18 protein-coding genes are annotated in these 23255 nt (G+C 66.3%); 3 read left to right on the forward strand and 15 right to left on the reverse strand.

From position 1 onward, the window contains the following. Positions 1-222: 222 nt before the first annotated feature. The 4 genes from ACQG3P_RS10980 to ACQG3P_RS10995 all read right to left on the reverse strand — a co-directional run bounded on the left by ACQG3P_RS10980 (position 223) and on the right by ACQG3P_RS10995 (position 6608). Positions 223-1134: a hypothetical protein gene (locus tag ACQG3P_RS10980; protein WP_426805054.1), complete on the reverse strand. Its 912-nt coding sequence runs from the start codon at positions 1132-1134 to the stop codon at positions 223-225. Between the two features lie 337 nt (positions 1135-1471). Further along, positions 1472-4642: a multidrug efflux RND transporter permease subunit gene (locus ACQG3P_RS10985; RefSeq protein ID WP_426805055.1), complete on the reverse strand. Its 3171-nt coding sequence runs from the start codon at positions 4640-4642 to the stop codon at positions 1472-1474. A gap of 14 nt (positions 4643-4656) precedes the next feature. Further along, entirely contained in the window at positions 4657-5949 is a 1293-nt protein-coding gene (locus ACQG3P_RS10990; protein WP_426805056.1) for an efflux RND transporter periplasmic adaptor subunit, read from the reverse strand. Next, positions 5949-6608 (reverse strand): TetR/AcrR family transcriptional regulator C-terminal domain-containing protein, encoded by a 660-nt coding sequence (locus ACQG3P_RS10995; RefSeq protein ID WP_184127090.1) that lies wholly within the window; start codon positions 6606-6608, stop codon positions 5949-5951. Before ACQG3P_RS10995 ends, ACQG3P_RS10990 begins: the two co-directional genes overlap by 1 nt. Before the next feature lie 171 nt (positions 6609-6779). Between ACQG3P_RS10995 and ACQG3P_RS11000 the strand changes: the two genes are divergently transcribed. The 3 genes from ACQG3P_RS11000 to ACQG3P_RS11010 all read left to right on the forward strand — a co-directional run bounded on the left by ACQG3P_RS11000 (position 6780) and on the right by ACQG3P_RS11010 (position 13706). Next, on the forward strand, positions 6780-11756 hold the full coding sequence (locus tag ACQG3P_RS11000; protein WP_426805057.1) for an NAD-glutamate dehydrogenase: 4977 nt from the start codon (positions 6780-6782) through the stop codon (positions 11754-11756). Positions 11757-11971: 215 nt separating this feature from the next. Next, the gene (locus ACQG3P_RS11005) at positions 11972-12745 is read left to right on the forward strand and encodes an NAD kinase (RefSeq protein ID WP_093532538.1); all 774 of its coding nucleotides are present in this window, start codon (positions 11972-11974) and stop codon (positions 12743-12745) included. 16 nt (positions 12746-12761) lie between these two features. Continuing rightward, on the forward strand, positions 12762-13706 hold the full coding sequence (locus tag ACQG3P_RS11010) for a 5'-nucleotidase (RefSeq protein WP_068852910.1): 945 nt from the start codon (positions 12762-12764) through the stop codon (positions 13704-13706). Between the two features lie 79 nt (positions 13707-13785). Here the strand turns inward: ACQG3P_RS11010 and ACQG3P_RS11015 are convergent, their stop codons facing one another. The 11 genes from ACQG3P_RS11015 to asnS form a co-directional block, all read right to left on the reverse strand. Then, positions 13786-14325 (reverse strand): DUF2939 domain-containing protein, encoded by a 540-nt coding sequence (locus tag ACQG3P_RS11015; protein ID WP_217537564.1) that lies wholly within the window; start codon positions 14323-14325, stop codon positions 13786-13788. 43 nt (positions 14326-14368) lie between these two features. Further along, positions 14369-15055 (reverse strand): DUF2461 domain-containing protein, encoded by a 687-nt coding sequence (locus ACQG3P_RS11020; protein WP_095362739.1) that lies wholly within the window; start codon positions 15053-15055, stop codon positions 14369-14371. Beyond that, positions 15052-16491, reverse strand: a complete 1440-nt coding sequence (sbcB, locus tag ACQG3P_RS11025; protein WP_336443190.1) for an exodeoxyribonuclease I — start codon at positions 16489-16491, stop codon at positions 15052-15054. Before sbcB ends, ACQG3P_RS11020 begins: the two co-directional genes overlap by 4 nt. Next, complete coding sequence (locus ACQG3P_RS11030; protein WP_426805058.1) at positions 16491-17858, reverse strand: FAD-dependent oxidoreductase; 1368 nt, start codon at positions 17856-17858, stop codon at positions 16491-16493. Before ACQG3P_RS11030 ends, sbcB begins: the two co-directional genes overlap by 1 nt. 32 nt (positions 17859-17890) lie before the next feature. After that, on the reverse strand, positions 17891-19168 hold the full coding sequence (gene kynU, locus ACQG3P_RS11035) for a kynureninase (protein WP_184127038.1): 1278 nt from the start codon (positions 19166-19168) through the stop codon (positions 17891-17893). Between the two features lie 120 nt (positions 19169-19288). Further along, positions 19289-19801: a 3-hydroxyanthranilate 3,4-dioxygenase gene (locus tag ACQG3P_RS11040; protein ID WP_426805059.1), complete on the reverse strand. Its 513-nt coding sequence runs from the start codon at positions 19799-19801 to the stop codon at positions 19289-19291. Positions 19802-19825: 24 nt separating this feature from the next. Continuing rightward, positions 19826-20488: a carbonate dehydratase gene (gene can, locus ACQG3P_RS11045; protein ID WP_068852892.1), complete on the reverse strand. Its 663-nt coding sequence runs from the start codon at positions 20486-20488 to the stop codon at positions 19826-19828. Next, entirely contained in the window at positions 20488-21117 is a 630-nt protein-coding gene (locus ACQG3P_RS11050) for an FMN-binding negative transcriptional regulator (RefSeq protein WP_426805060.1), read from the reverse strand. The genes can and ACQG3P_RS11050 overlap by 1 nt, the downstream gene beginning before the upstream one ends. Positions 21118-21124: 7 nt before the next feature. Continuing rightward, positions 21125-21439: a hypothetical protein gene (locus ACQG3P_RS11055; RefSeq protein ID WP_068852887.1), complete on the reverse strand. Its 315-nt coding sequence runs from the start codon at positions 21437-21439 to the stop codon at positions 21125-21127. After that, positions 21436-21741 (reverse strand): hypothetical protein, encoded by a 306-nt coding sequence (locus tag ACQG3P_RS11060; protein ID WP_093532547.1) that lies wholly within the window; start codon positions 21739-21741, stop codon positions 21436-21438. The genes ACQG3P_RS11055 and ACQG3P_RS11060 overlap by 4 nt, the downstream gene beginning before the upstream one ends. A 22-nt stretch (positions 21742-21763) precedes the next feature. Continuing rightward, positions 21764-23158 carry an asparagine--tRNA ligase gene (gene asnS, locus ACQG3P_RS11065; RefSeq protein WP_419403114.1) on the reverse strand — a complete coding sequence of 465 codons (1395 nt, stop codon included), beginning with the start codon at positions 23156-23158 and terminating at the stop codon, positions 21764-21766. Between the last annotated feature and the right edge of the window lie 97 nt (positions 23159-23255).

Genomic DNA, 23255 nt, shown 5'->3' on the forward strand with positions numbered 1-23255 from the left:
GAACTGATCGAAGCAGGTGCAGGCATCGCCGGCGCACCGGCTTTTCCCGTAGCAAGGATAGACCGCGCGCCTCACTCCGTTCCATGTCCATGCGCCACGGCGCCGATCTTTGCAATCGGTAGTCGTTCGGGAATCGACCCCACTCCTGCCTCATCCTCAGGAGCCACATCGGACCACAGGAGCCACATCGGACCACGCAGCACGCGTACGTCTCTTCCAGCGCTATCGCGGCACTTCGCATTCCAATGTCCGGCCGTTCCATCGGCAGATGATGGTTACCGGCAGGGTGCGATCCGCAACGTGCACGGGAACGCCAGAGACGTAGGCGGCATTGAGCCAATTGTTCAGCGTCTGCTCGTCGCTGAAAGTATACGCGCCCGCGAAATCGGGTCCCGTTTCAGGATCCGACGCGGCCCGATCGGGGATGGGGTTGCCCTCGGCATCCTTGCTGTGACCGTTCTGATACTTGGCCAGATCCACTGCATCCGTAGAAATCACCAGTCGTGTGGTGGACCCGTCCCGCCACGTGATCACATACGTAACGCTTTCAACGCCGGTCAGCCGGCTTCCAACGCTCATGATGATGGAGGTCATCGTGGGAGCCAAAGCGTTCCATACGGGATAGCGGGTGTCAGCCCCGCAGAATGCGGTGCCGATTCCCGCCTCTAGCCCCTTTCGGTGATCGGTCGAGATCACGACGTCGGAGGCCGTCAACGATTTGAAGGCATCTGGAAACGTGATTCCATTGGTATTACTCGGATCATCGGGATGTACCGGAACAATGACGCTGCGCCCGCGCGCTTGCGGCGGCAACTGCTCGGCCGATTCCCGGGCGGCTTCCATCAGGCGAAGCAGGCGGTGGAAGGAGTTGCTGATATCGTCGGGTACGGGTACGGGCAGCGCCCGGTAGCGCTTCAACTCGCGGTCGTACTCGACATCGTAGGCAAGCAGCTTCTTGCCGGACACATCAACGACGACAGTCAAGCCGACGCCCGAAGCGATGGCGGCCTGCCGGGGATCCGCGCAGTTCTCGCAGTTGATGACACCGTCTGCACGGGCAGCGGGTGCGGCAAACATTCCAGAGGTGATAGATGCGATGAGAAGAATCGCGTAGGTTTTGACTGACAAAGACATGGACCACTCCTTCGGTTGATGGAGTGTTGTTGTTACGCCCGATGAAGTCATAACGTTGCGCGACGCGTAGCAAATGCCGAATCTGGTGTCACACGCGACGACGCAAGGCGTTTGTAAGCCAGTGGCGCGTAGGAATTACGTCAACGGCTTTTCCCGTGGCACCGACCCGCCTAGCTAGAGATCGTCTCAGCCACGCGCTGTTCGCACAAATGCATCAGCAGCCGGGCAGCGCTTGGCGACACGGAAAGCGCGCAATTGCAGAAAAAAAAGGCCCCGGATCGCTCCGGGGCCTTCTGCGTTTCAGGGTGACCACCAACGGTGGTCACCTATCGCCAGATCAACGATCCGGACGATGCGCCGCGGTGGCTTCGCCCTGGCGTTCCAGGAACTCCTTGGACGGTTCGTCCAGCTTGTCGCCCAGCATGCGGCGGACCACCACGAAGAACACCGGGATCATCAGCAGGCCCAGGAAGGTGGCGAACACCATGCCGCCGATCACGCCCGTACCGATGGCGTGACGCGCGTTGGCGCCGGCACCGGTGGAGATCGCCATCGGGATCACGCCCATGATGAACGCGAACGAGGTCATCAGGATCGGCCGGAAGCGCAGGCGCGAGGCTTCGATGGTCGCCTCGCGCAGGTTCTTGCCTGCTGCGCGCTGCTCCACCGCGAACTCCACGATCAGGATCGCGTTCTTCGCCGCCAGGCCGATCACCGTGATCAGGCCGATCTTGAAGTACAGATCGTTGGGCAGGCCACGGGCGAGCGAGAACGACAGCGCACCCAGCACGCCCAGCGGTACCACCAGCAGCACCGCCACCGGGATCGACCAGCTTTCATACAACGCCGCCAGGCACAGGAACACCACCACGATCGACAGCACCAGCAGCAGCGTGGCCGCGTTGCCCGCCAGGATTTCCTGGTAGGACATGCCCGACCAGTCGTAGCCGAAGCCCGCCGGCAGGTCGTCCTGCACGATCCGCTCCATCGCCTGCATCGCTTCGCCCGAGCTCTTGCCCGCTGCCTGCGAACCGACGATGTTGATCGCCGAATAGCCGTTGTAGCGGCTCAGCGACGGCGGGGCGGACACCCATTCGGACTTCACCACGGTGCTCAGCGGAATCATCGCCGGCGTACCGTCGGCGTTGGTCTGCAGCGAGCTGGGGGTGTAGAAGCTGTTCAACGACTCGGCACCGGTGCGGAAGGGACCATCAGCCTGCATGGTCACGCGCTTGATGCGGCCCTGGTAGAAGAAGTCGTTCACGTATACCGGCGCCAGCATCAGCTGGATGGTGCTGTACACGTCCGACACCGACAGGCCCATCGTCTGCGCCTGCACGCGGTCCACGTGCAGCTGCAGCTGCGGCGCGTTTTCCAGCCCGTTCGGGCGCACGCCGGTGAGCAGTTCCTTCTCTTCGGCCGCCTTGCCCAGCAGGATGTTGCGCGCCTGCGTCAGCTGTTCGAAGCCGGCACCGCCGCGGTCCTGCAGCCACATGTCGAAGCCGCCGAACTGGCCCAGGCCCTGCACCGTGGGCAGGTTGACCACGAAGATCTGCGCCTCCTTGATGCCGTAGAACGCGCCGTTCATGTTCTGGATGAACTCGGGCACCGTGATGTCACGGTCCGCCCACGGCTTGAGCCGGATGAAGCCCATGCCCACGTTTTCGCCCGAGCCGACGAAGCTGAAACCGGCCACCTGCAGCATGCCCTCGAAGCCATCCTGCTTTTCCAGGATGCCGCGCATCTGCGCGAAGGTCGCATTGGTCTGCGCCTTGGTCGAGCCTGGCGGCAGCTGCACGATCGCCAGCGCATAGCCTTGGTCTTCTTCCGGCAGGAAGCTGCCCGGCATGCGGGTGAACAGGAAGCCGCACAGCACGGTAAGCACCACGAACAGGATCATCCAGCGCGGCGCATGCTTCACCGCCGAGGTGATGTGGCCCACGTAGGTGCCACTGATCTTGTCGTAGTACTTGTTGAAGGTGCGGTAGACCACGTTCGGTTCGCCGTGCGTGGCCTTCAGGAAGGTCGCGCACAGCGCCGGGGTGAAGCCCAGCGCCAGGAACGCCGAGAACGCCATCGCGATGGCGATGGTCAGCGCGAACTGCTTGTAGATCTCACCGGCGGCACCGCCCTGCAGCGCCGACGGAATGAACACCGCCGCCAGCACCACGGTGATGGCAACCACCGCGCCGGTGATCTGGGTCATGGCCTTCTGGGTGGCGGCCTTCGGCGGCAGCTTCTCCTCGGTCATGATGCGTTCGACGTTCTCGATGACCACGATGGCGTCATCGACCACGATGCCGATCGCCAGCACCATCGCAAACAGGGTCAGCTGGTTGATGGTGAAGCCGATGATGCTCATGCCCAGGAAGGTGCCCAGCAGGGCGACCGGGATGACCAGCGTGGGGATCAGGGTGGCGCGGAAGTTCTGCAGGAAGATCAGCATCACCAGGAAGACCAGCACGATCGCTTCGATCAGGGTCTTGACCACTTCCTCGATCGAGATCTTCACGAACGTGGTGCTGTCGTACGGCGAGAACCAGGTGACCCCGGTCGGGAAGGTGGATTCCAGTTCATCCATCTTCGCGGTGACCGCGTTGGCCACGTTCAGGGCGTTGGCGCCCGGCAGCAGCTGGATCGCGAAGGCACCGGTCGGCTTGCCGTTGTACTGGGTATCGAAGCCGTAGTTGTTGGCACCGAAGGCGATGCGCGCCACGTCCTTGAGCAGCACGCGCGAACCGTCTGCGTTGGCCCGCAGGATGATGTTCTCGAACTGGTCAGGCGAGCTGAAGCGGCCCTCCGCCGACACCGTGGCGGTGAAGTAGTGGCCTGCCGGCGACGGATCGGCGCCCAGCGAACCGGCTGCGAACTGCACGTTCTGGGCCTTGATCGCCGCCAGTACCTGGGTGGCCGAGAGGTTGTAGCCCTGCATGCGCTCCGGGTTGAGCCAGATGTTCATGGCGTACTCGGAACCGAACTGCTGGGTGCTGCCCACGCCGGGAATGCGCGAGATCTGGTCGAGCACGCGCGAACCCACGATGTCGTTGAGCGCATCGCGGGTGATCGCTTCGCTGTCCGACTGCAGCGCCACCACCATCAGGAAGCCGGCGTTGGCCTTGGCCACCACCACGCCCTGCTGGGTCACTTCGGTGGGCAGGCGCGGCGTGGCCAGCGACACCTTGTTCTGCACCTGCACCTGGGCGATGTCCGCGTCGGTACCGGTTTCGAAGGTCAGGGTGATGGTCGCGCGGCCGTTGGAGGCCGACGAGGAGCTGAAGTACAGCAGGTGATCGATACCGGTCAGCTGCTGCTCGATCACCTGGGTGACCGACTTTTCGGTGGTGTCGGCGCTGGCGCCGGGGTAGGTGGCGCTCACCGTCACCTGGGGCGGTGCGATGCTCGGGTAGGACTCCACGCCCAGACCCAGGATCGAGATCACGCCCGCAAGCGAGATCAGGATCGCGACCACCCAGGCGAATACCGGGTGTTCAATGAAAAATTTAGGCATGACGGAAGGTCCCGTTATTGCTTGGTCGGTTCGGCAGCCGGAGCGCCATCGGAGGGCTTGGTGGCCGGATCAGCGGCGGCATCGGCCGGCGCGGTGCCGGCGGCAGGGGCGGCGCCCGCAGCCGGTGCGGCACCCGCTGCCGGTGCAGCACCGGCAGGCGCTGCGCCAGGTCCGTTGGCGGCGGTCGGGGTCCACGGCTTGGCCGAGGCCGGCGAGCCCTCCTTGACCTTCTGCACGCCAGCCACGATCACCCGGTCGCCCGGTTCGATGCCGCTGGTGACCAGCCAGTTGCTGCCCTGCTGGCCTTCGGTGACCACGTTCTTGCGCACCACCTTGCCGTCCTTGCCGACCACCATCACGAAGCCGCCGGTGGTGTCGCGCTGCAGGGCCTGCAGCGGGACGAGGAACGCATTTTTGCGCTCACCCAGTACGGCCTGGAAGCTGACGAAGGCGCCCGGCAGCAGGATCTGCTGCGGGTTGGGCAGGACCGCGCGCAGGGTCACCGCGCCGGTGGACGGGTCGACCACGGCCGAGGAGTAATCCAGCGTGCCCGGCTGGTCGTACATCGTGCCGTCGGACAGCTTCACCTGCACGGTCGACTTGCCATCGCCGCTCAGCGACACCGCGCCGGCGGCCTGCGCACGGCGCAGCTGGGTCAGCTCGTCGGAGCTCATCGAGAAGTTGACGAACAGCGGGTCCAGCTGGTCCACGGTGGTCAGCAGGGTGATGTCGCCCTGGCCGACCAGCGCGCCTTCGGTGACCTGCTGCTTGCCGGCGCGGCCGGCGATGGGCGAGGTGACCTGGGCATAGCCGAGGTTGATCTTCGCGTTGGCCAGCGAGGCCTGCGCCTGCTGCACGGCAGCGGCGGCGGTGCGCTCGGTGGCTTCGGCGGCGTCCAGGTCGGATTTGGAGACGAACTGGTTGGGGGCCAGCGAGCGGGCGCGCGCGGCGGCGGCCTTGGCGTTGGCATAGGTGGCCTGGGCCGACGCGAGCTCAGCCTGCGATGCATTCAATGCGGCCTGCAGCGGCGCCGGGTCGATCAGGAACAGCACCTGGCCCTGTTTGACGTCCTGGCCTTCCTGGTAGACGCGCTTGAGCAGCACGCCCGGCACGCGGGCGCGCACGTCGGCGCTGCGGTACGGCGACAGGCGGCCCACCAGCTCACGCTGCAGTGGCAGCGTATCGGCCTTGGCTTCGATCACGCCCACTTCCGGCGGCGGGGGCGTCTGTTGTTCCGGCTTCTTGCAGGCGGTCAACGCAACGGCGACAGCGCACGTCAGGGCGAGGGTGCGGAGTGGGGCGATCATCAGGAGAAACTCCGGTGTTGGTTTGAATGCGGTAAGCGGATCGCCTCGGGCGCAGCGAACGCGCGCAGGAAACTGTCCACGGAAAATTCGGCCCACCGGCGCCGCTGTGACGCGTCGGCACGGTGGGGGGTGTGAAAGCGCTGCTTCTCGAAATCCTGTCCCGCGATCATGCTCAATAGCAGTTCGGCCATGAAGTGCGGGTCGTCATGGCGCAGAAGACCCTCGTGAATGCGATGTTGGATCCATTCAGCAAGGTGAAACGTCAATGCCTCCGCCCCATCCCGATACAGGGAACGTGCCTCATCGGGAAAACGGGCCGCCTCTCCGGCGATCAACCGGCGGGTCTGGACCACATGCGGCTCGTTGAAGTGGTCCAGGTAGTCGAAGGCGAACTGCAGCAGGCAGCCGCGCAGGTCATCGCCTTCCAGTGCCCGCAGCCCGGCCGTGGCCCGGCACAGGTGCCGCTGCAGCACCCGGCGCAGCAGTTCCTGCTTGCTGCCGTAGCGGCTGTAGAGGGTCTGCTTGGAACATCCGGCCTGCTGGGCCACCGACTCCATGCTCAGCTGCATGCCCTGGGTGGCCATCAGATCGCGCACGGCATCGAACACGCGATGATCGCGCGCGTCCAGCGAGGCGGCGGCAGGAGAGGGGGAGTTCACGCGGTGGACTATACCGTCCAGTTCAGAATTGGAGAAGCGTTGTGTTCGGTACTGGCATGCGATGTAAACGCCACCCAACTGAAAAACCTTATTCCGTCCTGCAGCAAGGCCTTTTCATGCGGTAGGGCTACAATTTCATCTTTCCAACTGGGCAACACGCACCGCTCTGCCATGAAACCGCAAAAAACAGCAGCCAAGACCGTGAAAAAAACGACCAAACCAGCCGATACGCAGACTGTTTCACCAGTGGGCTTCTCGCTGGAACCGGTGTACACGGCCTTGCGCAAGCGTTACCCGGCGGCCGGGCAGGCCGAGGCAGTGGCGTTCGCCGCAGACTTCTACAAGCGCATGGAAGCGGACGAGTTCCCGCACCACACCGCGGAAGAATGGGCCGCACTGGCCGGCGACACCCTCGAATTCGCCCGCGTGCGCAAGGCCGGCAAGGCCAACGTACGCGTGTTCAACCCGACCCTGAAGGCCAACGGCTGGGATTCTGCCCACACCGTGCTGCAGATCGTCAACGACGACATGCCGTTCCTGGTCGACACCGTGACCATGACCCTGGCCGAACATGGCGTGGGCGTGCACGTGCTGGGCCACCCGGTGATCCGTTTCACCCGCGACAAGGCCGGCAAGCTGTCGACCGTGGGCGAAGGCACCGCCGAATCGGTGATGCTGCTGGAAATCGACCGCCAGCCGGCCGACGCCATGGCCGATGTCGAACAGGCCATCGTCAAGTCGCTGGATGAAGTGCGCGCCATCGTCGGCGACTGGGAAGCCATGCGCAGCAAGGCGCTGGCCCTGGCCGACGACCTCGGCACGCGCCAGCTGCCGGTCGACGACGCCTCGCGCGCCGAAGCCCAGGCATTCCTGCGCTGGGCCGCCGAAAACCACTTCACCTTCTTCGGCTATCGCGAATACCGCGTGGAGAAGCAGGGCAAGGAAGACGTGCTGGCGCCGTTGAACGACACCGGCCTGGGCCTGATGCGCGGCAAGGACAAGTCCGCTGCACGCCCGGTCAAGACCCTGGCCGCACAGGGCCTCAACGCCACCACCGGGTTGAAGGACGCGCTGATCCTGACCAAGACCAATGCGCGTTCGCGCGTGCACCGCGCCGGCTACATGGATTACATCGGCGTGCTGGAATTCGACGCCAAGGGCAGGATCATCGGCGAGCAGCGCTTCCTGGGCCTGTTCACCTCCAGCGCCTACAACCGCCGCCCGTGGGAGATCCCGCTGGTGCGCCAGCGCCACGAATACGTGATGAGCAAGTCCGGCCTGGCCCCGGCCAGCCACAGCGGCAAGGCACTGCGCCACATCCTGGAAACCCTGCCGCGCGAAGAGCTGTTCCAGTCCAGCGAGGAAGAGCTGTACCGCACCGCCATCGGCGTGCTGGGCCTGCAGGAGCGCGTGCGCAGCCGCCTGTTCCTGCGCCGTGACAAGTACAGCCGTTTCATCTCCGCGCTGGTGTACCTGCCGCGCGAGCGTTTCAACACCGACGTGCGCCTGCGCATCGAGGCGATGCTCAAGGACGCGCTGCAGGGCGAATACGTGGACAGCTCGGTGGTGCTGGGCGAATCGCCGCTGGCCCAGGTGCACCTGATCGTACGCCCGAAGGCTGGCCAGACCCTGGAAGTGGATACCAGCGCACTGGAACAGAAGCTGGCCCAGGTGCTGCGCAACTGGCAGGACGACCTGCGCGAAGCGCTGGTGGCCCGCCATGGTGAAAGCGAAGGCCTGCGCATTGCCGCCCGCATCGGCAAGGCACTGCCGGCCGGTTACATCGAAGACTCCAGCACCGAGATCGCGGCCAACGACGTCAGCCAGCTCGACGCGCTGACCGGTCCGGACGACCTGCGCCTGAGCCTGCAGGCCGTGCACCGCGAAGAAGGCGATGGCCTGCGCCTGAAGCTGTACCGCCAGCTGGATGACATTCCGCTGTCGGACGCGCTGCCGATGATGGAAAACATGGGCCTGCGCGTGATCGCCGAGCGCCCGTACCGCCTGAGCGTGGACAACGCGCCGGTGTACGTGCAGGACTTCGAAGTGGAATCGCTGGCCGGCGCGATCGACGCTGCTGCCGCCGATGCCGCCTTCGGTGAAACCTTTGCCCGCGTCTGGCACGGCGATGCCGAGAACGACGGCTTCAACCGCCTGGTGCTGGCCGCTGGCCTGCATTGGCGCCAGGTTGCGATGCTGCGCGGTTACTGCAAGTACCTGCTGCAGACCGGCGTGCCGTTCTCGCAGGCCTACGTCGAAGCCACCTTCACCCGTTACCCGCTGCTGGCCCGCCTGCTGGTGGAGCTGTTCGAAGCCCGCTTCGACCCGGCCACCGGGCATGAGGACAAGGTCGCCATCGCCGATGGCCAGGCCGACCTGCGCGCGCACCTGACCGTGCTGGCCGGTGGCGACGAAGCCACCCTGAAGGTCATCAAGACCGTGGTCGATGCCCGCAAGGGCGACCGCAAGGCGCAGATGGACGCGGCGCGCGACGCGCTGGTCAAGCTGATGGACCGCGTGTCCAGCCTCGACGAAGACCGCATCCTGCGCAGCTTCATGGGCGTGATCGACGCCACCCTGCGCACCAGCTACTACCAGACCGATGCACAGGGCCGCCCGGGCCACGTGATCAGCTTCAAGTTCGATTCGGCGCTGGTGCCGGACCTGCCCAAGCCGCGTCCGTACCGCGAAATCTTCGTGTACGGCCCGCGCGTGGAAGGTACCCACCTGCGCTTCGGCGCGGTTGCCCGTGGCGGCCTGCGCTGGTCGGACCGTCGCGAAGACTTCCGCACCGAAGTGCTGGGCCTGGTCAAGGCGCAGATGGTCAAGAACACGGTGATCGTGCCGGTCGGCGCCAAGGGGGGCTTCTTCGCCAAGACCCCGCCGGCCAGCGGTGACCGCGATGCGGTGTTCGCCAACGGCGTGGCCTGCTACAAGCTGTTCATCCAGGGCCTGCTGGACATCACCGACAACATCGTCAACAACAAGATCGTGCCGCCGGTGGACGTGGTCCGCCACGACATGGACGACCCGTACCTGGTGGTGGCCGCGGACAAGGGCACGGCGACCTTCTCCGATATCGCCAACGGGCTTGCCATCGACCACGGCTTCTGGATGGGCGATGCGTTCGCTTCCGGTGGTTCGGTCGGTTACGACCACAAAGGCATGGGCATCACCGCGCGTGGCGCGTGGGAGTCGGTCAAGCGCCACTTCCGTGCACTGGGCCGTGACAGCCAGACGCAGGACTTCACCACCGTGGGTGTCGGCGACATGTCCGGCGACGTGTTCGGCAACGGCATGCTGCTGTCGCGCCACATCCGCCTGGTCGCCGCGTTCGACCACCGCCACATCTTCCTGGACCCGAATCCGGATGCGGCCACCTCGTTCATCGAACGTGAGCGCATGTTCACCGTGCCGCGGTCGAGCTGGGCGGACTACGACACCAAGCTCATCAGCAAGGGCGGCGGCGTGTACCCGCGCACCCTGAAGTCGATCGAGATCACCCCGCAGGTGCGTGAAGCGCTGGGCCTGGACGACAACGTCAAGGCGCTGTCCCCGAACGACCTGATGAGCGCCATCCTGAAGGCGCCGGTGGACCTGCTGTGGAACGGCGGCATCGGCACCTACGTCAAGGCCGCGACCGAGCAGCACAGCGACGTCGGCGACCGCGCCAACAACGCGCTGCGCGTCAACGGTGGTGAGCTGCGCTGCAAGGTGGTGGGCGAGGGCGGCAACCTGGGCATGACCCAGCTGGGCCGCATCGAAGCTGCCCAGGCTGGCGTGCTGCTCAACACCGACTTCATCGACAACTCGGCCGGCGTGGATACCTCCGACCACGAAGTCAACATCAAGATCCTGCTCAACGATGTGGTGCGGGCCAAGAAGCTGACCGTGGACGCACGCAACAAACTGCTGGCGTCGATGACCGACGAAGTGGCCGACCTGGTGCTCAACGACAACTACCGCCAGAACCAGGCCCTGAGCCTGATGGAGCGGATGGCGGTCAAGCGCCTGGGTTCCAAGCAGCACTTCATCCGCACGCTGGAAAAGCAGGGCCTGCTGGATCGCCAGATCGAGTTCCTGCCGACCGATGCCGAGCTCTCGGCACGCAAGGCGCGTGGCCAGGGCCTGACCCGTCCGGAGCTGTCGGTGCTGCTGTCGTACTCCAAGCTGGTGGCGTTCCAGCAGCTGCTGGAATCGGACATCCCGGAAGACCCGTACCTGTCCAAGGAACTGCTGCGTTACTTCCCGACGCCGCTGCAGAAGAAGTATGCCGATGCGATGGAGCGTCACCGCCTGAAGCGCGAGATCATCGCCACGGCCGTGACCAACCAGACCATCAACCGCATGGGCGCCACGTTCCTGATGCGCATGCAGGAAGACACCGGCCGCACCATCGCCGAGGTCGCCAAGGCCTACACCATCAGCCGCGAAACGCTGGATGCACGTGCCCTGTGGGCGCAGATCGATGCGCTCGACGGTACCCTGCCGGAGTCGGTGCAGATCGATGCGCTGGAAGTGATCTGGAAGCTGCAGCGTTCGTTCGTGCGCTGGCTGCTGTTCCGCCCCGGCGCGATGCCGGGCATCACCGAGGCGGTGAACCGCTACCAGGCCCCGTTCAACGACATCCGTGTCGCCTCGGGCGTGCTGCCGGACGCACAGCGCCCGGCGTACGAAGCCAGCGTGCAGGAGTGGAAGGAGAAGGGCCTGCCGCCGGCACTGGCACAGCAGCTGTCCGAGCTGCAGTTCCTGGAACCGGCGTTCGACATCATCGAACTGGCGCGTACCCGCAAGCTCAAGCCGGTGGACGTGTCCAAGGTCCACTTCCGCCTGGGCGACGCGCTGCAGCTGCCGTGGCTGTTCGAGCAGATCGACGCGCTGGAGGTCAATGGCCGCTGGCATGCCGTGGCCCGTGGCGTGCTGCGCGACGAGCTGGCCGCCCACCACCGCAACCTGGCCGCCCAGGTGCTGTCGATGAAGGGTGGCAGTGCCGAAGCCAAGGTCGCGGCCTGGATCGGCCGTGACGACAGCAGTCTGCGCTTCACCCTGTCGATGCTGCAGGAGCTGGCCGAGCAGAAGACGCTCGACTACCCGACGGTCTCGGTGGCGGTACAGCGCCTGGGCCAGCTGGCAGCGCACGGCGCGTAACCTGCGCTGATGCGTGAAAGAAAAAGGCCCCGCCATTGGCGGGGCCTTTTTGTTGAATCACGACCAACGGTCGTGATCTACCGGTAGGTATCGACCGGTAGGTATCGACCGTTGGTCGATGCGGTCGCTGGACGCGTTCGTGCGGTTCACACCCGCGTACGCACGAACGGCGCTCGCCCGGGTATGCTCTCGGCCATGCCCCACCGGGAATCTCCATGAGCGACACCCCCCGCATCGCGTTTCTTGCCAGCAACACCGAGGCGGCCCAGTCGGCCCGCGCGGCCGCGGTGGCACGCTATGGCGACCACGCGCCGGACGCTGCCGAGGTGCTGTGTCCCCTGGGCGGCGACGGTTTCATGCTGCAGACCCTGCACCGGCATGGGCATCTTGGCCTGCCGGTGTTTGGCATGAAGCTGGGCACCGTGGGCTTCCTGATGAACCAGTACAGGGCCGAGGACGACATCCAGGCGCGCATCGCCCGTGCCGAGCCGGCCAACCTGCGCCCGCTGGAAATGCTGGCGCTGACCGAATCGGGCACCACCACCGGCTCGCTGGCCTATAACGACGTGTCGCTGCTGCGCCAGACCCGCCAGGCCGCGCACATCGGGGTCGACCTCAACGGCCAGGAGCGGGTGGCCGAGCTGATCGGCGATGGGGTGCTGGTGGCGACCCCGGCCGGCAGCACCGCCTACAATTACTCCGCACACGGCCCGATCCTGCCGCTGGGCTCGCACACCATCGCACTGACCCCGCTGGCGCCGTACCGGCCGCGGCGCTGGCGTGGCGCGATCCTGAAGGCCGATACCGAGGTGCGCTTCCGCGTACTCGACCCCTACAAGCGCCCGGTCAGCGTGACCGCCGATTCGCACGAGACCCGCGACGTGGTCGAAGTGACCATCCGCGAGTCGCGCGAGCGCCGGGTGACCCTGCTGTTCGATCCGGAACACAACCTGGAAGACCGGATCCTCAGCGAACAGTTCATGTTTTGAAGGATTTTTGACCGCCATGGGCGACAACACCCCCCGTTTGCTGACCGTTGCCGTGACCTCGCGCGCGCTGTTCGACCTGGAAGAGGGTCACGCGCTGTTCGAGGCCGAAGGCGTGGACGCCTATGCCGAGTACCAGCGCAAGCACGAGGACGATGTGCTGCGCCCCGGCGTGGCCTTCCCGGTGGTGCGCAAGCTGCTGGCGCTCAACCAGGGCCAGTCGCCGGAATCGCCGCGGGTGGAGGTCATCCTGCTGTCGCGCAATTCCGCCGATACCGGTCTCCGCATCTTCAATTCCATCCAGCATTACGACCTGGGCATCATCCGCGCCACCTTCACCGCCGGCGAGCCGACCTGGCCGTACGTGAAGCCGTTCGGGACCGATCTGTTCCTGTCGGCCAACCCGGAATCGGTGCGGCGTGCGCTGCGGCATGGCATCGCCGCGGCCACGATCCTGCCCAAGCCGCACGGCGAGACCCTGGCGGCGGCCGAGCCGGTCGACATGAGCCAGCCGCTGGGCCAGCTGCGCATCGCCTTCGATGGTGACGCGGTGATCTTCGGCGATGAAAGCGAGCGCATCTCGCGCGAGCAGGGCGTGGAAGCGTTTGGCCGGCACGAGCGCGAAAACGCCCGCGAGCCGCTCAGTGGCGGTCCGTTCCGCAACTTCCTGTCGGCGCTGCACACCCTGCAGGCGGTGTTCCCGTCGGGCGAGGATGCGCCGATCCGGACCGCGCTGGTCACCGCGCGCTCGGCCCCGGCCCATGAGCGGGTGATCCGTACGTTGCGCGAATGGGGCGTGCGCCTGGACGAAGCGCTGTTCCTGGGCGGCCGCCACAAGGGCCCGTTCCTGGAAGCGTTCGGCGCAGACATCTTCTTCGACGATTCGCAGCACAACATCGACAGCGCGCGCCAGCACCTCAGCGTCGCCGCCGGCCATGTACCCCACGGCGTGGCCAACGATTGACGGCGGTCACGACCAACGGTCGTGACCTACCGGTCGGGCGGATACATGGGTAGGTCACGACCGTTGGTCGTGACACCGACTAATCGAGCGGCAGCTCGATATTGACCAATTTCCAGCGCAACCCCTGCCGCTGCAGCACGAACACTACCGGCGCGCCCTGCGCCGTATGGGTGGTGGCGGTGAATCGTGACGTGGACTCGAACCGGTGCGTAGCGCCCTCCAGCGGCCGCGCCGCACGTGGCGCCGCGTAGGCGTCATTGCTCTCCAGGTCATTGCTGGCCCGCTTCCACAGCGTATGGCCCTCCATCAGCGCGCCGATCCCGGTCGGCGTGACCATCGCATCCACTGCCGTGCCGCTCAGCTTCTGCCCGGCGGTCAGCAGCAGCGCGCCGACCAGGTTGGACTGCACGTCCGGCCCGGCCCGTCGCACCACGTAATCATCCAGCTGCGCGCGCAGGTTGGCGCGCAGCATCGGGAAGTCCACGTAGCGGTCCAGCTGGGAGGTATCGCGCTGCTCGATCGCCCCGGCCAGCCCGCGCAGGGTCAGATACGGCCCGCTGACCAGCCAGCCTGCCAGCAGCACCACGACAAGCCCCAGCAGCAGAAGCAGTTTTTTCATGCCGCCAGCTTGCCGAAGCCCACGTCAAGGCGGGGTAGAGTGCTCAAAACTCCAGATCCAGCGCCGCGCACAGATAATCAACAAACGGCCCCAACGCCACCAGATCCTTCGCCAGCGTCTGCCGCAGCTTCGGCCCGGTCATGGTCGCATCATCCAGCGAGCGCCAGAACACCCAGTTGCGATGCTTCAGGTCGTCGATGAATTCGAAATCCGGCTCGAACCCGCGCGGTGCCCGCACCAGCTTCTCGCTTTCCTCGAAATCGAACTTCTTCCGCAGCGCCGGCGCATGCGCCGCCGCCTTCCACGCGCCGGGGTTGTCCACGATGAAATGGCGCACCTTGCGCTGGGTGGCCGGCTCGGGATGCCACAGGCCAGCGCCAACAAAGCACCCGCCCGGTTGCAGGTGGATGTAGAACGACGGCGCCGGTACCTGCTTGCGCCGCTCATGGAACAGCCGCGCGCCCTGCCAGGTCTTGTACGGCGACTTGTCGTTGGAGAAGCGCGCATCACGGTAGATGCGGAACAGCGAGCCGCCCACGCCGCGCGGGTCGGCGCGGAAGTGCCCGCTTACCGCCGCCAGGTCCGGCTGCAGGTCGCTGATCAGCTGCAGGAACGGCTGGCGCACGTGCTCCTCGTACTTCGGCTTGTGCGCGTTGAACCAGGTCTTGTCGTTGTTGCGCGCCAGCCCGCGCAGGAAGGTGAAGCTGGCGGGAGTGAAATAGGTGCTCACAGGCTCTGCTCCAGATCGGTGCCCCAGTCGCGCAGGTGCTGCAACAGGGCAAGTTTGGCCGGGTCGGCGGCATGCTCCAGCGCCAGTGTGTCCAGCTGCGCGCGGAAGTCGGGCAGGGTCTGCTCGCCCAGCCCGGCATCGCCGAGCAGGCGCTGCCGCCGGTAGTCGTTCCAGCGCCCGCGTTCGCCGGCATCAAGCGTCTGCGGGTGGTTGCGCGCGCGGTAGCGGAACAGCAGCTCCGGCATGCGCGGGTCTTTCAGCCGCTCGGCGAAACCGGCCAGCTCGGCGGGCGGGCTGGTGCGCAGGCGGGACATCAGCGCCTTGTCGCCGTCGGCCAGGAAGCCGTCGTACAGCGAGGCATCCACATCGCTGACCGTGGCCACGCGCTCGCCGCCGTACACCTGCCGTACCTTCTCGACCAGCGCCGGGCCGGCCTCGCGCACGCGCGCGGCATTGGCGTCCACCGTGGCCACGTCGATGCCCAGCCGGGCATGGTCGGCCGGTCGCAGGTGGTTCCAGGCCACCAGCGCCGGCACCTTGTTCAAGTGCACTTCCTTGAGCGGTACGCGCTGTTCGCCTTCGGCCAGGTCGGCGGCGCGCGTGTACAGGCGCGCGGCCAGCGTTTCGGCCGGCAGGGCCAGCAAGCCATCGATGTCGCCTTCCAGGTCCAGCGCGATGACCCGGTTGTTGATGTACGGGTGGCGCGCGATCGGCATCACCGGCGCGGCGCACATGCGCTGGGCCGGGTAGCGCATGGAGATGTGCAGCACCGGCTGCATCGCGTCCACGTCAAGCAGGCTGCCGACGAAGCGCTTGTCGCGCAGCTTCAGGGCGTAATCCCACAGCCGGGGTTGGGCCTGCTTGAAGAGACGCGCCATGCCGATGGTGGCGTGCACGTCGGACAGTGCCTCGTGCGCGTCGCCCTGGCGCACGTCGTTGGCCAGCGCCAGGTGCTCAAGCTTGAACGAGGTCGCGCCATCCTCGCGCTGCGGCCAGGCGATGCCGTCCGGGCGCAGCGCGTGCACCAGCCGCAGCATGTCCAGCAGGTCCCACCGTGAGTTGCCGTTGCGCCACTCGCGTTCGTAGGGATCGAAGAAATTGCGGAACAGGCCGTGGCGCACGAACTCGTCGTCGAAGCGCAGCGTGTTGTAGCCCAGCGTGCAGGTGCCCGGGCGCGCCATCAGGTCGTTGATCCGCGAAAACGCCTCGGCTTCGCTGACCCCTTCGGCCAGCGCATGCTGCGGGGTGATGCCGGTGATCAGCGTGGCAATCGGCGAGGGCAGCAGGTCGTCGGCCGGCTTCACGTAGAAGCTCACTGGCGCGTCGATCATGTTCAGGTCGGCGTCGGTGCGGATCGCGGCGAACTGCGCCACGCGGGTGCGGCGCGGGTCCTGGCCGAAGGTTTCCAGGTCGTAGAACAGGAAGCTGTCGGCCATCAGTGCGCGCCCTCCAGCACGGACAGCTGTTGGTGCACCACGCGTTCCAGCGCGGCCCAGTCGATGTGCTCCAGGCTGTCGTGGCCGGCGGTGGCCGTTTCCAGGATGCGCCGCTGCAGCTCGGTGCGTTCCAGCGCCACCGCGTACGGCGTGTGCAGGAACGTCACCATGGTGTAGTGCGGCACGAAGCGGGTGGGCCAGCGCGCCTGCAGCTGCTGCTCCAGCTCGCGCTGCAGCAGGAAGGCCGGGTCGGCCACGCGGTCGCGCATTTCCAGGTAGTTTTCCAGCGCCATCTGCTGGATCGCTTCGGCGTTGGGCTTGCGCTCGGCCTCGAAGGCGGCGAAGGCCTGGGCCAGCGAATCCTGTTCCAGCAGGTGGCGGGCCAGCGCCACGCAGTCCTCGAACGCGCAGTTCATGCCCTGGCCGTGGAACGGCACCATGGCGTGGGCGGCATCGCCGAGCAGCACCGCACGGCCCTGCAGGTGCCACTGGCGCAGGTGCAGGGTGCCGAGCAGGCCGGGCGGGTGTTCTTCCCAATCGCGGCGCAGGTTCGGAATCAGGGCCAGCGCATCGGGGAAATCGCGCGCGAACAACGCCTCGGCTTCGGCGCCGCTGTTGGTGGTGGCGAAGCTGGGGTTGCCTTCGTTGGGCAGGAACAGGGTGACGGTGAAGGTGCCTTCGTCATTGGGCAGCGCGATGCACATGTAGTTGCCGCGGGGCCAGATGTGCAGCGCATTGGCCTCGATCCGGAAGCCGCCGTCGTCGGTGGGCGGGATTTCCAGCTCCTTGTAGGAGTGGTCGAGGAACTCGATGCGCTCGTCCAGCGGGTGCTTGCGGTTCATGGCCGCGCGCAGCGCCGAACCGGCGCCGTCGGCGCCGATCAGCGTATCGAAGCGGATGTCGTGTGGATGGTCGTTGCGGTCATCAATGAAGCGTGCGTAGCCGGCATCGAAATCCACGGTGTGCAGGCGGCGGTGGAAGTGCACCTGCGCCCCCGCATCTTCGGCCAGCTGCAGCAGGGTGGTGTTGAGGTCCTTGCGGTGGATGGACCAGATCACTTCGCTGTCGTCGCGGCCATAGCGCTGCAGCTGCGGCGCGCCCTCGCGCGGGTGCACCATGCGGCCGCGCATCATCACCGCCTTGGCCATCACCGCGTCTTCGACCCCGGCCTGGCGCAGCGCGTTGCGGCCGCGTTCGGCCAGGGCCAGGTTGATCGAGCGGCCGGACTCGTAATCGGCGATGCGCGGATCGCCGCGGCGTTCGTACAGGGTGATCCGCCAGCCCTGGCGGGACAGCAGGATGGCCAGCAGGGAGCCGGCCAGGCCTGCGCCGATGATGCTCAGGGAGCGATGGGGGGTAGCGATCAAGGCGGTTCCGCGCAGGGGTGGGGGAGGGCGGCTTACAGGCCGGCCCAGGATTCCACTTCCTCGACGAAGTGGTGCAGGTCAAGGTAGCGGTTGTACAACGGGGTGGGCGAGATGCGGATCACATCGGGTTCGCGCCAGTCGCCCAGCACGCCCACGGTCTGCAGGTACTCGAACAGGTTGCGGCCGCGTTCACGGCCGGCCACCACCCGCAGCGACAGCTGGCAGCCACGGCGTTCCGGCTCGCTGGGGGTAAGTACTTCAAGCACGCCGGGCAGGCGGGCGCGGACCAGCGCATCAAGCAGGCCGGTGAGCTGCAGCGACTTGTCGCGAAGGGCCTGGATGCCGCCGGCCTTGTCGATCACGTCAAGCGCGGCCCGCAGCGGGGCCAGGCCCAGCACCGGCGGGTTGCTCAGCTGCCAGCCTTCGGCGCCCACCGCCGGCACGAACTGCGGGGCCATCTTGAAGCGGGTGGCTTCCTCATGCCCCCACCAGCCGGCGAAGCGCGGCAGGCTGGTGTCGCGGTGGTGGCGTTCGTGCACGAAGCAGCCGGCCACGGCACCGGGGCCGCTGTTGAGGTACTTGTAATGGCACCACACGGCGAAGTCCGGCGCGATGTCGTGCAGCTGCAGCGGCACGTTGCCGACCGAGTGGGCCAGGTCGAAGCCGACCCGGGCGCCCTGCAGGCGGGCCATGCGGGTGATCGCATCCAGGTCGAATACCTGGCCGCTGCGGTACTGGACCCCGGGCCACAGCACCAGCGCCAGGCGCGGGCCGTGTTCGGTGATGGCGCGTTCGATGGCCTGCAGCGAGATGGTGCCGTTGGGCTCATCCGGCTGGACTTCGACCAGGTCGGTGGCCGGGTCGAAGCCGTGGAAGCGGAGCTGCGATTCCACCGCGTGGCGGTCGGTCGGGAAGGCGCCGGCTTCCATCAGGATCACCGGGCGTTCGGCGCTGGGCCGGTAGAAGCTGACCATCATCAGGTGCAGGTTCACGCTCAGCGTGTTCATGGCGACCACTTCGCTGGGCAGGGCGCCCACTACCTGGGCCAGCTGCCGATTGACCAGGCGGTGGTAGCCCAGCCACTGAGTCTCGCCGGTGAAGTGGCCTTCCACGGCGAGCGCGCCCCATTTGTCCATGACCTCCTGCACCGCCGCCTTGGCCCCGCGCGGCTGCAGGCCCAGCGAATTACCCACGAAGTAGGTCTGGTCGCGGTGGTTGTGCTGGGGAAAGACGAATTCAGCACGCAGCGCGCGCAGCGGGTCGGCGGCGTCCAGGGCGGTGGCATGGGTGCGGCTGAGGAGCTCGGACATTGGACGATAGATGTTGTCTGTGAAAGCACAGTTTATCTATCTGTTTGACCTATGGGATGAATCCGACATAGGGGCCGAAAACGGCGTGGCATGGCGCCAGATAGCCGGTTTCGGTCCAAATCAGGTCGCCGGCAACGGATCCACATGCCCGCACGCGTCGCACGTGCGCAGGTCCAGGGATGCCTGGTATTCGGCAAACACCTTCGGCAGGTCGGTCTCGATGTTCTCGAGGGTGAAAAACACCTCGTACAGCTTGTGGTTGCAGCGCTCGCAGAACCACATCACGCCGTCGCGCTCGTGCGCCAGCCGCTTGCGCTCGACCACCAGGCCGATGCCGCCGGGCGGGCGGCGTGGCGAATGCGGCACCTTGCCCGGCAGCAGGAAGATCTCGCCGGCGCGGATCGGGATGTCCCGCACCGCGCCGTCTTCCTGCACCTTCAGCAGCATCTCGCCTTCCAGCTGGTAGAACCACTCCGGGCCATCGTCGTAGTGGAAGTCGGTGCGGCTGTTCGGCCCGCCCACCACCATGATGATGAAGTCGCCGTTCTCGATCATCTTGTTGCCCACCGGCGGCTTGAGCAGGTGGCGGTTCTCTTCGATCCAGCCCAGCAGGTTGATCGGGGGCGCAAGCATGGCGGTGGGTTCCTGCAGGAAGGGTCAGTCGCGCCGGCCGTGGCGCGGAACGTAGGAGAGGGCCTTTTCGTAGGCCGGCTGCAGTTCCTCGGGACTGCCCACGTCGATGCCCATCTCGCGCACCCGGCCGTCCTTCAGACTGTATACCCAGCCGTGCACCATCAGCTTCTGGCCGCGCGCCCAGGCGTCCTGCACGATGGTCGAGCGGCAGGCATTGACCACCTGCTCGATCACGTTGAGTTCGCACAGCCGCGCGTGTTTCAGTTCCGGCTCTTCGATCGCATCCATGATGGCAGCGTGCTTCTGCGCCACGTCGCCCACATGGCGCAGCCAGTTGTCGGCCAGGCCCACGCGGGTGTTGTTGAGGCTGGCATGCACGCCGCCGCAGCCGTAATGGCCCACGATCAGGATGTGCTTCACCTTCAGCTGGTCCACCGCGTACTGGATCACGCTCAGGCAGTTCAGGTCGGTGTGCACCACCACGTTGGCCACGTTGCGGTGGACGAACACCTCACCCGGGGCCATGCCGATGATCTGATTGGCTGGCACGCGCGAGTCGGAACAGCCGATCCACAGGTATTCCGGGTGCTGCTGCTTGGCCAGCTGGTGGAAGAACTCGGGGTCTTCCTTCTCGATCCGGTCGGCCCAGTCGCGGTTGTTCTGCAGCAGCTTGTGGATGTCTTTCATCAGTGCGGTACCTCAAGTTTCCAGCGCATCCACTGCGCCAGCTCATGCGAAGGAGGGGAATCGAGGGCCGACAGCGCGTCGATCACGCCGTGCTGGTTGGCCTGGGGATGGTTCTGGCTCAGTTTGAGCTTGATCTGCACCTGCCGGGCGCGGAAGCGGAAGCCGATGATGCCGGCCAGCATGCGCCGCTGGCGCGGCTCGATCGGCAGCAGGTCCCAGTCGCCGCCGACCTGCGCTTCGTACCTGGCGCTGAGCCGGTCCAGCATGTCGATCAGGGCGTCCGGATCGGTCACCGGTTCCAGCGTGCCGCGCAGTTCGGCGGCCGCGTAGTTCCAGGTCGGTACGCGGGCCATTGCGTCCTTGTCCGGATACCAGCCCGGCGACACGTAGCCGTGCGGGCCGTGCACCAGTACCAGCGCGGGTCCGGCGTGGCCGGCCTGCGGGTTGGGCCGGGCCCAGTGGCCTTCGATCAGGATGTCATCGCCGTCGCGCCGGTACACCACCGGCAGCAGGGTCACCTGCGGCAGGCCGTCGCTGCCGGTGGTGACCACGGTAACGAATGCATCGCGTTCCAGCAGGCGGTCCAGCCAGGCCAGGTCGGTCTCAACGAAGTCGGCTGGGATGAACATGGTCGGCTCAGGCGCGCGCGCCGAGGCTGACCACCATGTGGCCGCGCAGCGCGTCGTCGCTGTCGGCCTGGGGCGGGCTGACTTCGTGCAGGCTGAAGCCGCGGATCAGCGCGTCTTCCTCGTCCAGGCCATCAAACGCCACGAACTCGGCGTCGAACAGCTGCGACCGGGCAGTGTCCTCGCTGTCGTAGCTGAGGGTATTGCCGTCGCTGTCGAGTACTTCGGCGGTGCCGCCCGGGCGGACCCGCAGGCGTGCCCAGATCAGGGTGTTGCCCAGGCTGGCGAGGAACCACTGGTCGTGGTGGGCGGTGATGTCAGTCATGTCAGTACCATCGAAAGCAGCCAGAGCAGGGCGGCCATGCCCAGTCCGGCCAGCAGGGTGAGCAGCGACAGCCAGGCCGGCGTGGCCAGCCCCGAGAGCGAACGGTCGGGGGTGTCGCGGTAATCGCGGCCGAGCAGCCAGCGCAGCGCGTCCGGGCGCAGGAAGGCACCACTGCCGAAGCGGTCGGCCAGGGCAGGGTGGCGGTCGCGGATATGCACCAGCGTCAGCGGCCAGAAGATCACGAAGGCACTGAACCCGGCGATCGCCACGCCGACGAAGCACAGCGCGAAGAACAGGGTCATGGGCGTGCCTCCGTGGAAAGAATCAGAACTCGGCGCTGCCCGGTGCGCGCGGGTAGGGGATCGCATCGCGGATGTTGCCCAGCCCGCACACGTATACCACCAGGCGCTCGAAGCCCAGGCCGAAACCGGCGTGCGGCACCGAGCCGTAGCGGCGGAAATCGCGGTACCAGCCGTAGTGGGCCGGGTCCAGGCCGAACTGGGCCATGCGCGCGTCGAGCACGTCCAGGCGCTCTTCGCGCTGGCTGCCGCCGATGATCTCGCCGATGCCCGGGGCCAGCACGTCCATCGCGGCCACGGTCTTGCCGTCGTCGTTCAGGCGCATGTAGAAGGCCTTGATGTGCTCGGGGTAGTTGGTCACCACCACCGGGCGGCCGATGTGTTCCTCGGTCAGCCAGCGCTCGTGCTCGGTCTGCAGGTCCAGGCCCCATTCGACCGGGAAGTCGAACTTCCTGCCGGAGTTCTGCAGCAGCTTCACCGCTTCGCTGTAGTCGATCTGTTCGAACGGCGCATTGATGAAGTCTTCCAGCTTCTTGATCGCGTTCTTGTCCACGCGCTCGGTCAGGAAGGCCAGGTCGTCGCCGCGCTCGTCGAGCACCGCGCGGAACAGGTACTTCAGGAACTGCTCGGCCAGGCGCGCGTCTTCGGCCAGGTCGGCGAAGGCGATTTCCGGCTCGATCATCCAGAACTCCGCCAGGTGGCGGGTGGTGTTGGAGTTCTCGGCGCGGAAGGTCGGCCCGAAGGTGTACACCTTGCTCAGCGCCAGGCAGTAGGCCTCGACATTGAGCTGGCCGGACACGGTCAGGAAGGTTTCCTTGCCGAAGAAGTCGCGGCTGAAATCGACCTCGCCCTGCGCGGTGCGCGGCAGGTTCACCATGTCCAGCGTGGAGACGCGGAACATCTGCCCGGCGCCTTCGGCGTCGGAGGTGGTGATGATCGGGGTGCTGATCCAGTTGAACCCGTTCTGGTGGAAGAACCGGTGCACGGCCTGGGCCAGGCAGTTGCGGATGCGGGTGACCGCGCCGAACAGGTTGGTGCGCGGGCGCAGGTGGGCCACTTCGCGCAGGAACTCGGCGCTCATCGGCTTGGGCTGGATCGGGTAGGTCAGCGGGTCTTCGACCAGGCCGACGATCTCGATGTCGCTGGCCTGGATCTCGAATGACTGGCCCTTGCCCTGGGATTTGACCAGGGTGCCGCGGGCGATGACCGAGCAGCCCGGGGTCAGCGCCTTCACCGCGTCGAAGTTGCCCAGGGTGTCATTGGCCACCACCTGGATGGGGGCGAAGCAGGAGCCATCGGTGACATTGACGAAGGCAAGCGCCGCAGACCCGCGCACCGTACGCACCCAGCCCCGTACTGTTGCCTCGCCGCCTTCCGGGATCTTCCCGGCAAGCGCATGTTCAACGCTGACCACCGTCATGACTTGAATCCTCTGTTGATCGACTCGATCTCTGAACGAGGAGTTTAACGGTTGCAGCGTTCTGCTTGCGAGGCATTTCTGACTGGGCCGTGGACCT

This window comes from Stenotrophomonas sp. SrG (assembly GCF_050031795.1).
GTDB classification, from domain to species: domain Bacteria; phylum Pseudomonadota; class Gammaproteobacteria; order Xanthomonadales; family Xanthomonadaceae; genus Stenotrophomonas; species Stenotrophomonas rhizophila_A.

What these genes read in the sequence shown, in the direction of transcription:
- can (WP_068852892.1), bottom strand. Translation starts at nt 20,488, where the DNA reads ATGAAAGACATCCACAAGCTGCTGCAGAACAACCGCGACTGGGCCGAC.
- kynU (WP_184127038.1), bottom strand. Translation starts at nt 19,168, where the DNA reads ATGTCCGAGCTCCTCAGCCGCACCCATGCCACCGCCCTGGACGCCGCC.
- ACQG3P_RS11000 (WP_426805057.1), top strand. Translation starts at nt 6,780, where the DNA reads ATGAAACCGCAAAAAACAGCAGCCAAGACCGTGAAAAAAACGACCAAA.
- ACQG3P_RS11040 (WP_426805059.1), bottom strand. Translation starts at nt 19,801, where the DNA reads ATGCTTGCGCCCCCGATCAACCTGCTGGGCTGGATCGAAGAGAACCGC.
- ACQG3P_RS10980 (WP_426805054.1), bottom strand. Translation starts at nt 1,134, where the DNA reads ATGTCTTTGTCAGTCAAAACCTACGCGATTCTTCTCATCGCATCTATC.
- ACQG3P_RS10990 (WP_426805056.1), bottom strand. Translation starts at nt 5,949, where the DNA reads ATGATCGCCCCACTCCGCACCCTCGCCCTGACGTGCGCTGTCGCCGTT.
- ACQG3P_RS11055 (WP_068852887.1), bottom strand. Translation starts at nt 21,439, where the DNA reads ATGACTGACATCACCGCCCACCACGACCAGTGGTTCCTCGCCAGCCTG.
- ACQG3P_RS11060 (WP_093532547.1), bottom strand. Translation starts at nt 21,741, where the DNA reads ATGACCCTGTTCTTCGCGCTGTGCTTCGTCGGCGTGGCGATCGCCGGG.
- ACQG3P_RS11010 (WP_068852910.1), top strand. Translation starts at nt 12,762, where the DNA reads ATGGGCGACAACACCCCCCGTTTGCTGACCGTTGCCGTGACCTCGCGC.
- ACQG3P_RS11015 (WP_217537564.1), bottom strand. Translation starts at nt 14,325, where the DNA reads ATGAAAAAACTGCTTCTGCTGCTGGGGCTTGTCGTGGTGCTGCTGGCA.
- ACQG3P_RS11005 (WP_093532538.1), top strand. Translation starts at nt 11,972, where the DNA reads ATGAGCGACACCCCCCGCATCGCGTTTCTTGCCAGCAACACCGAGGCG.
- sbcB (WP_336443190.1), bottom strand. Translation starts at nt 16,491, where the DNA reads ATGGCCGACAGCTTCCTGTTCTACGACCTGGAAACCTTCGGCCAGGAC.
- asnS (WP_419403114.1), bottom strand. Translation starts at nt 23,158, where the DNA reads ATGACGGTGGTCAGCGTTGAACATGCGCTTGCCGGGAAGATCCCGGAA.
- ACQG3P_RS10985 (WP_426805055.1), bottom strand. Translation starts at nt 4,642, where the DNA reads ATGCCTAAATTTTTCATTGAACACCCGGTATTCGCCTGGGTGGTCGCG.
- ACQG3P_RS11050 (WP_426805060.1), bottom strand. Translation starts at nt 21,117, where the DNA reads ATGTTCATCCCAGCCGACTTCGTTGAGACCGACCTGGCCTGGCTGGAC.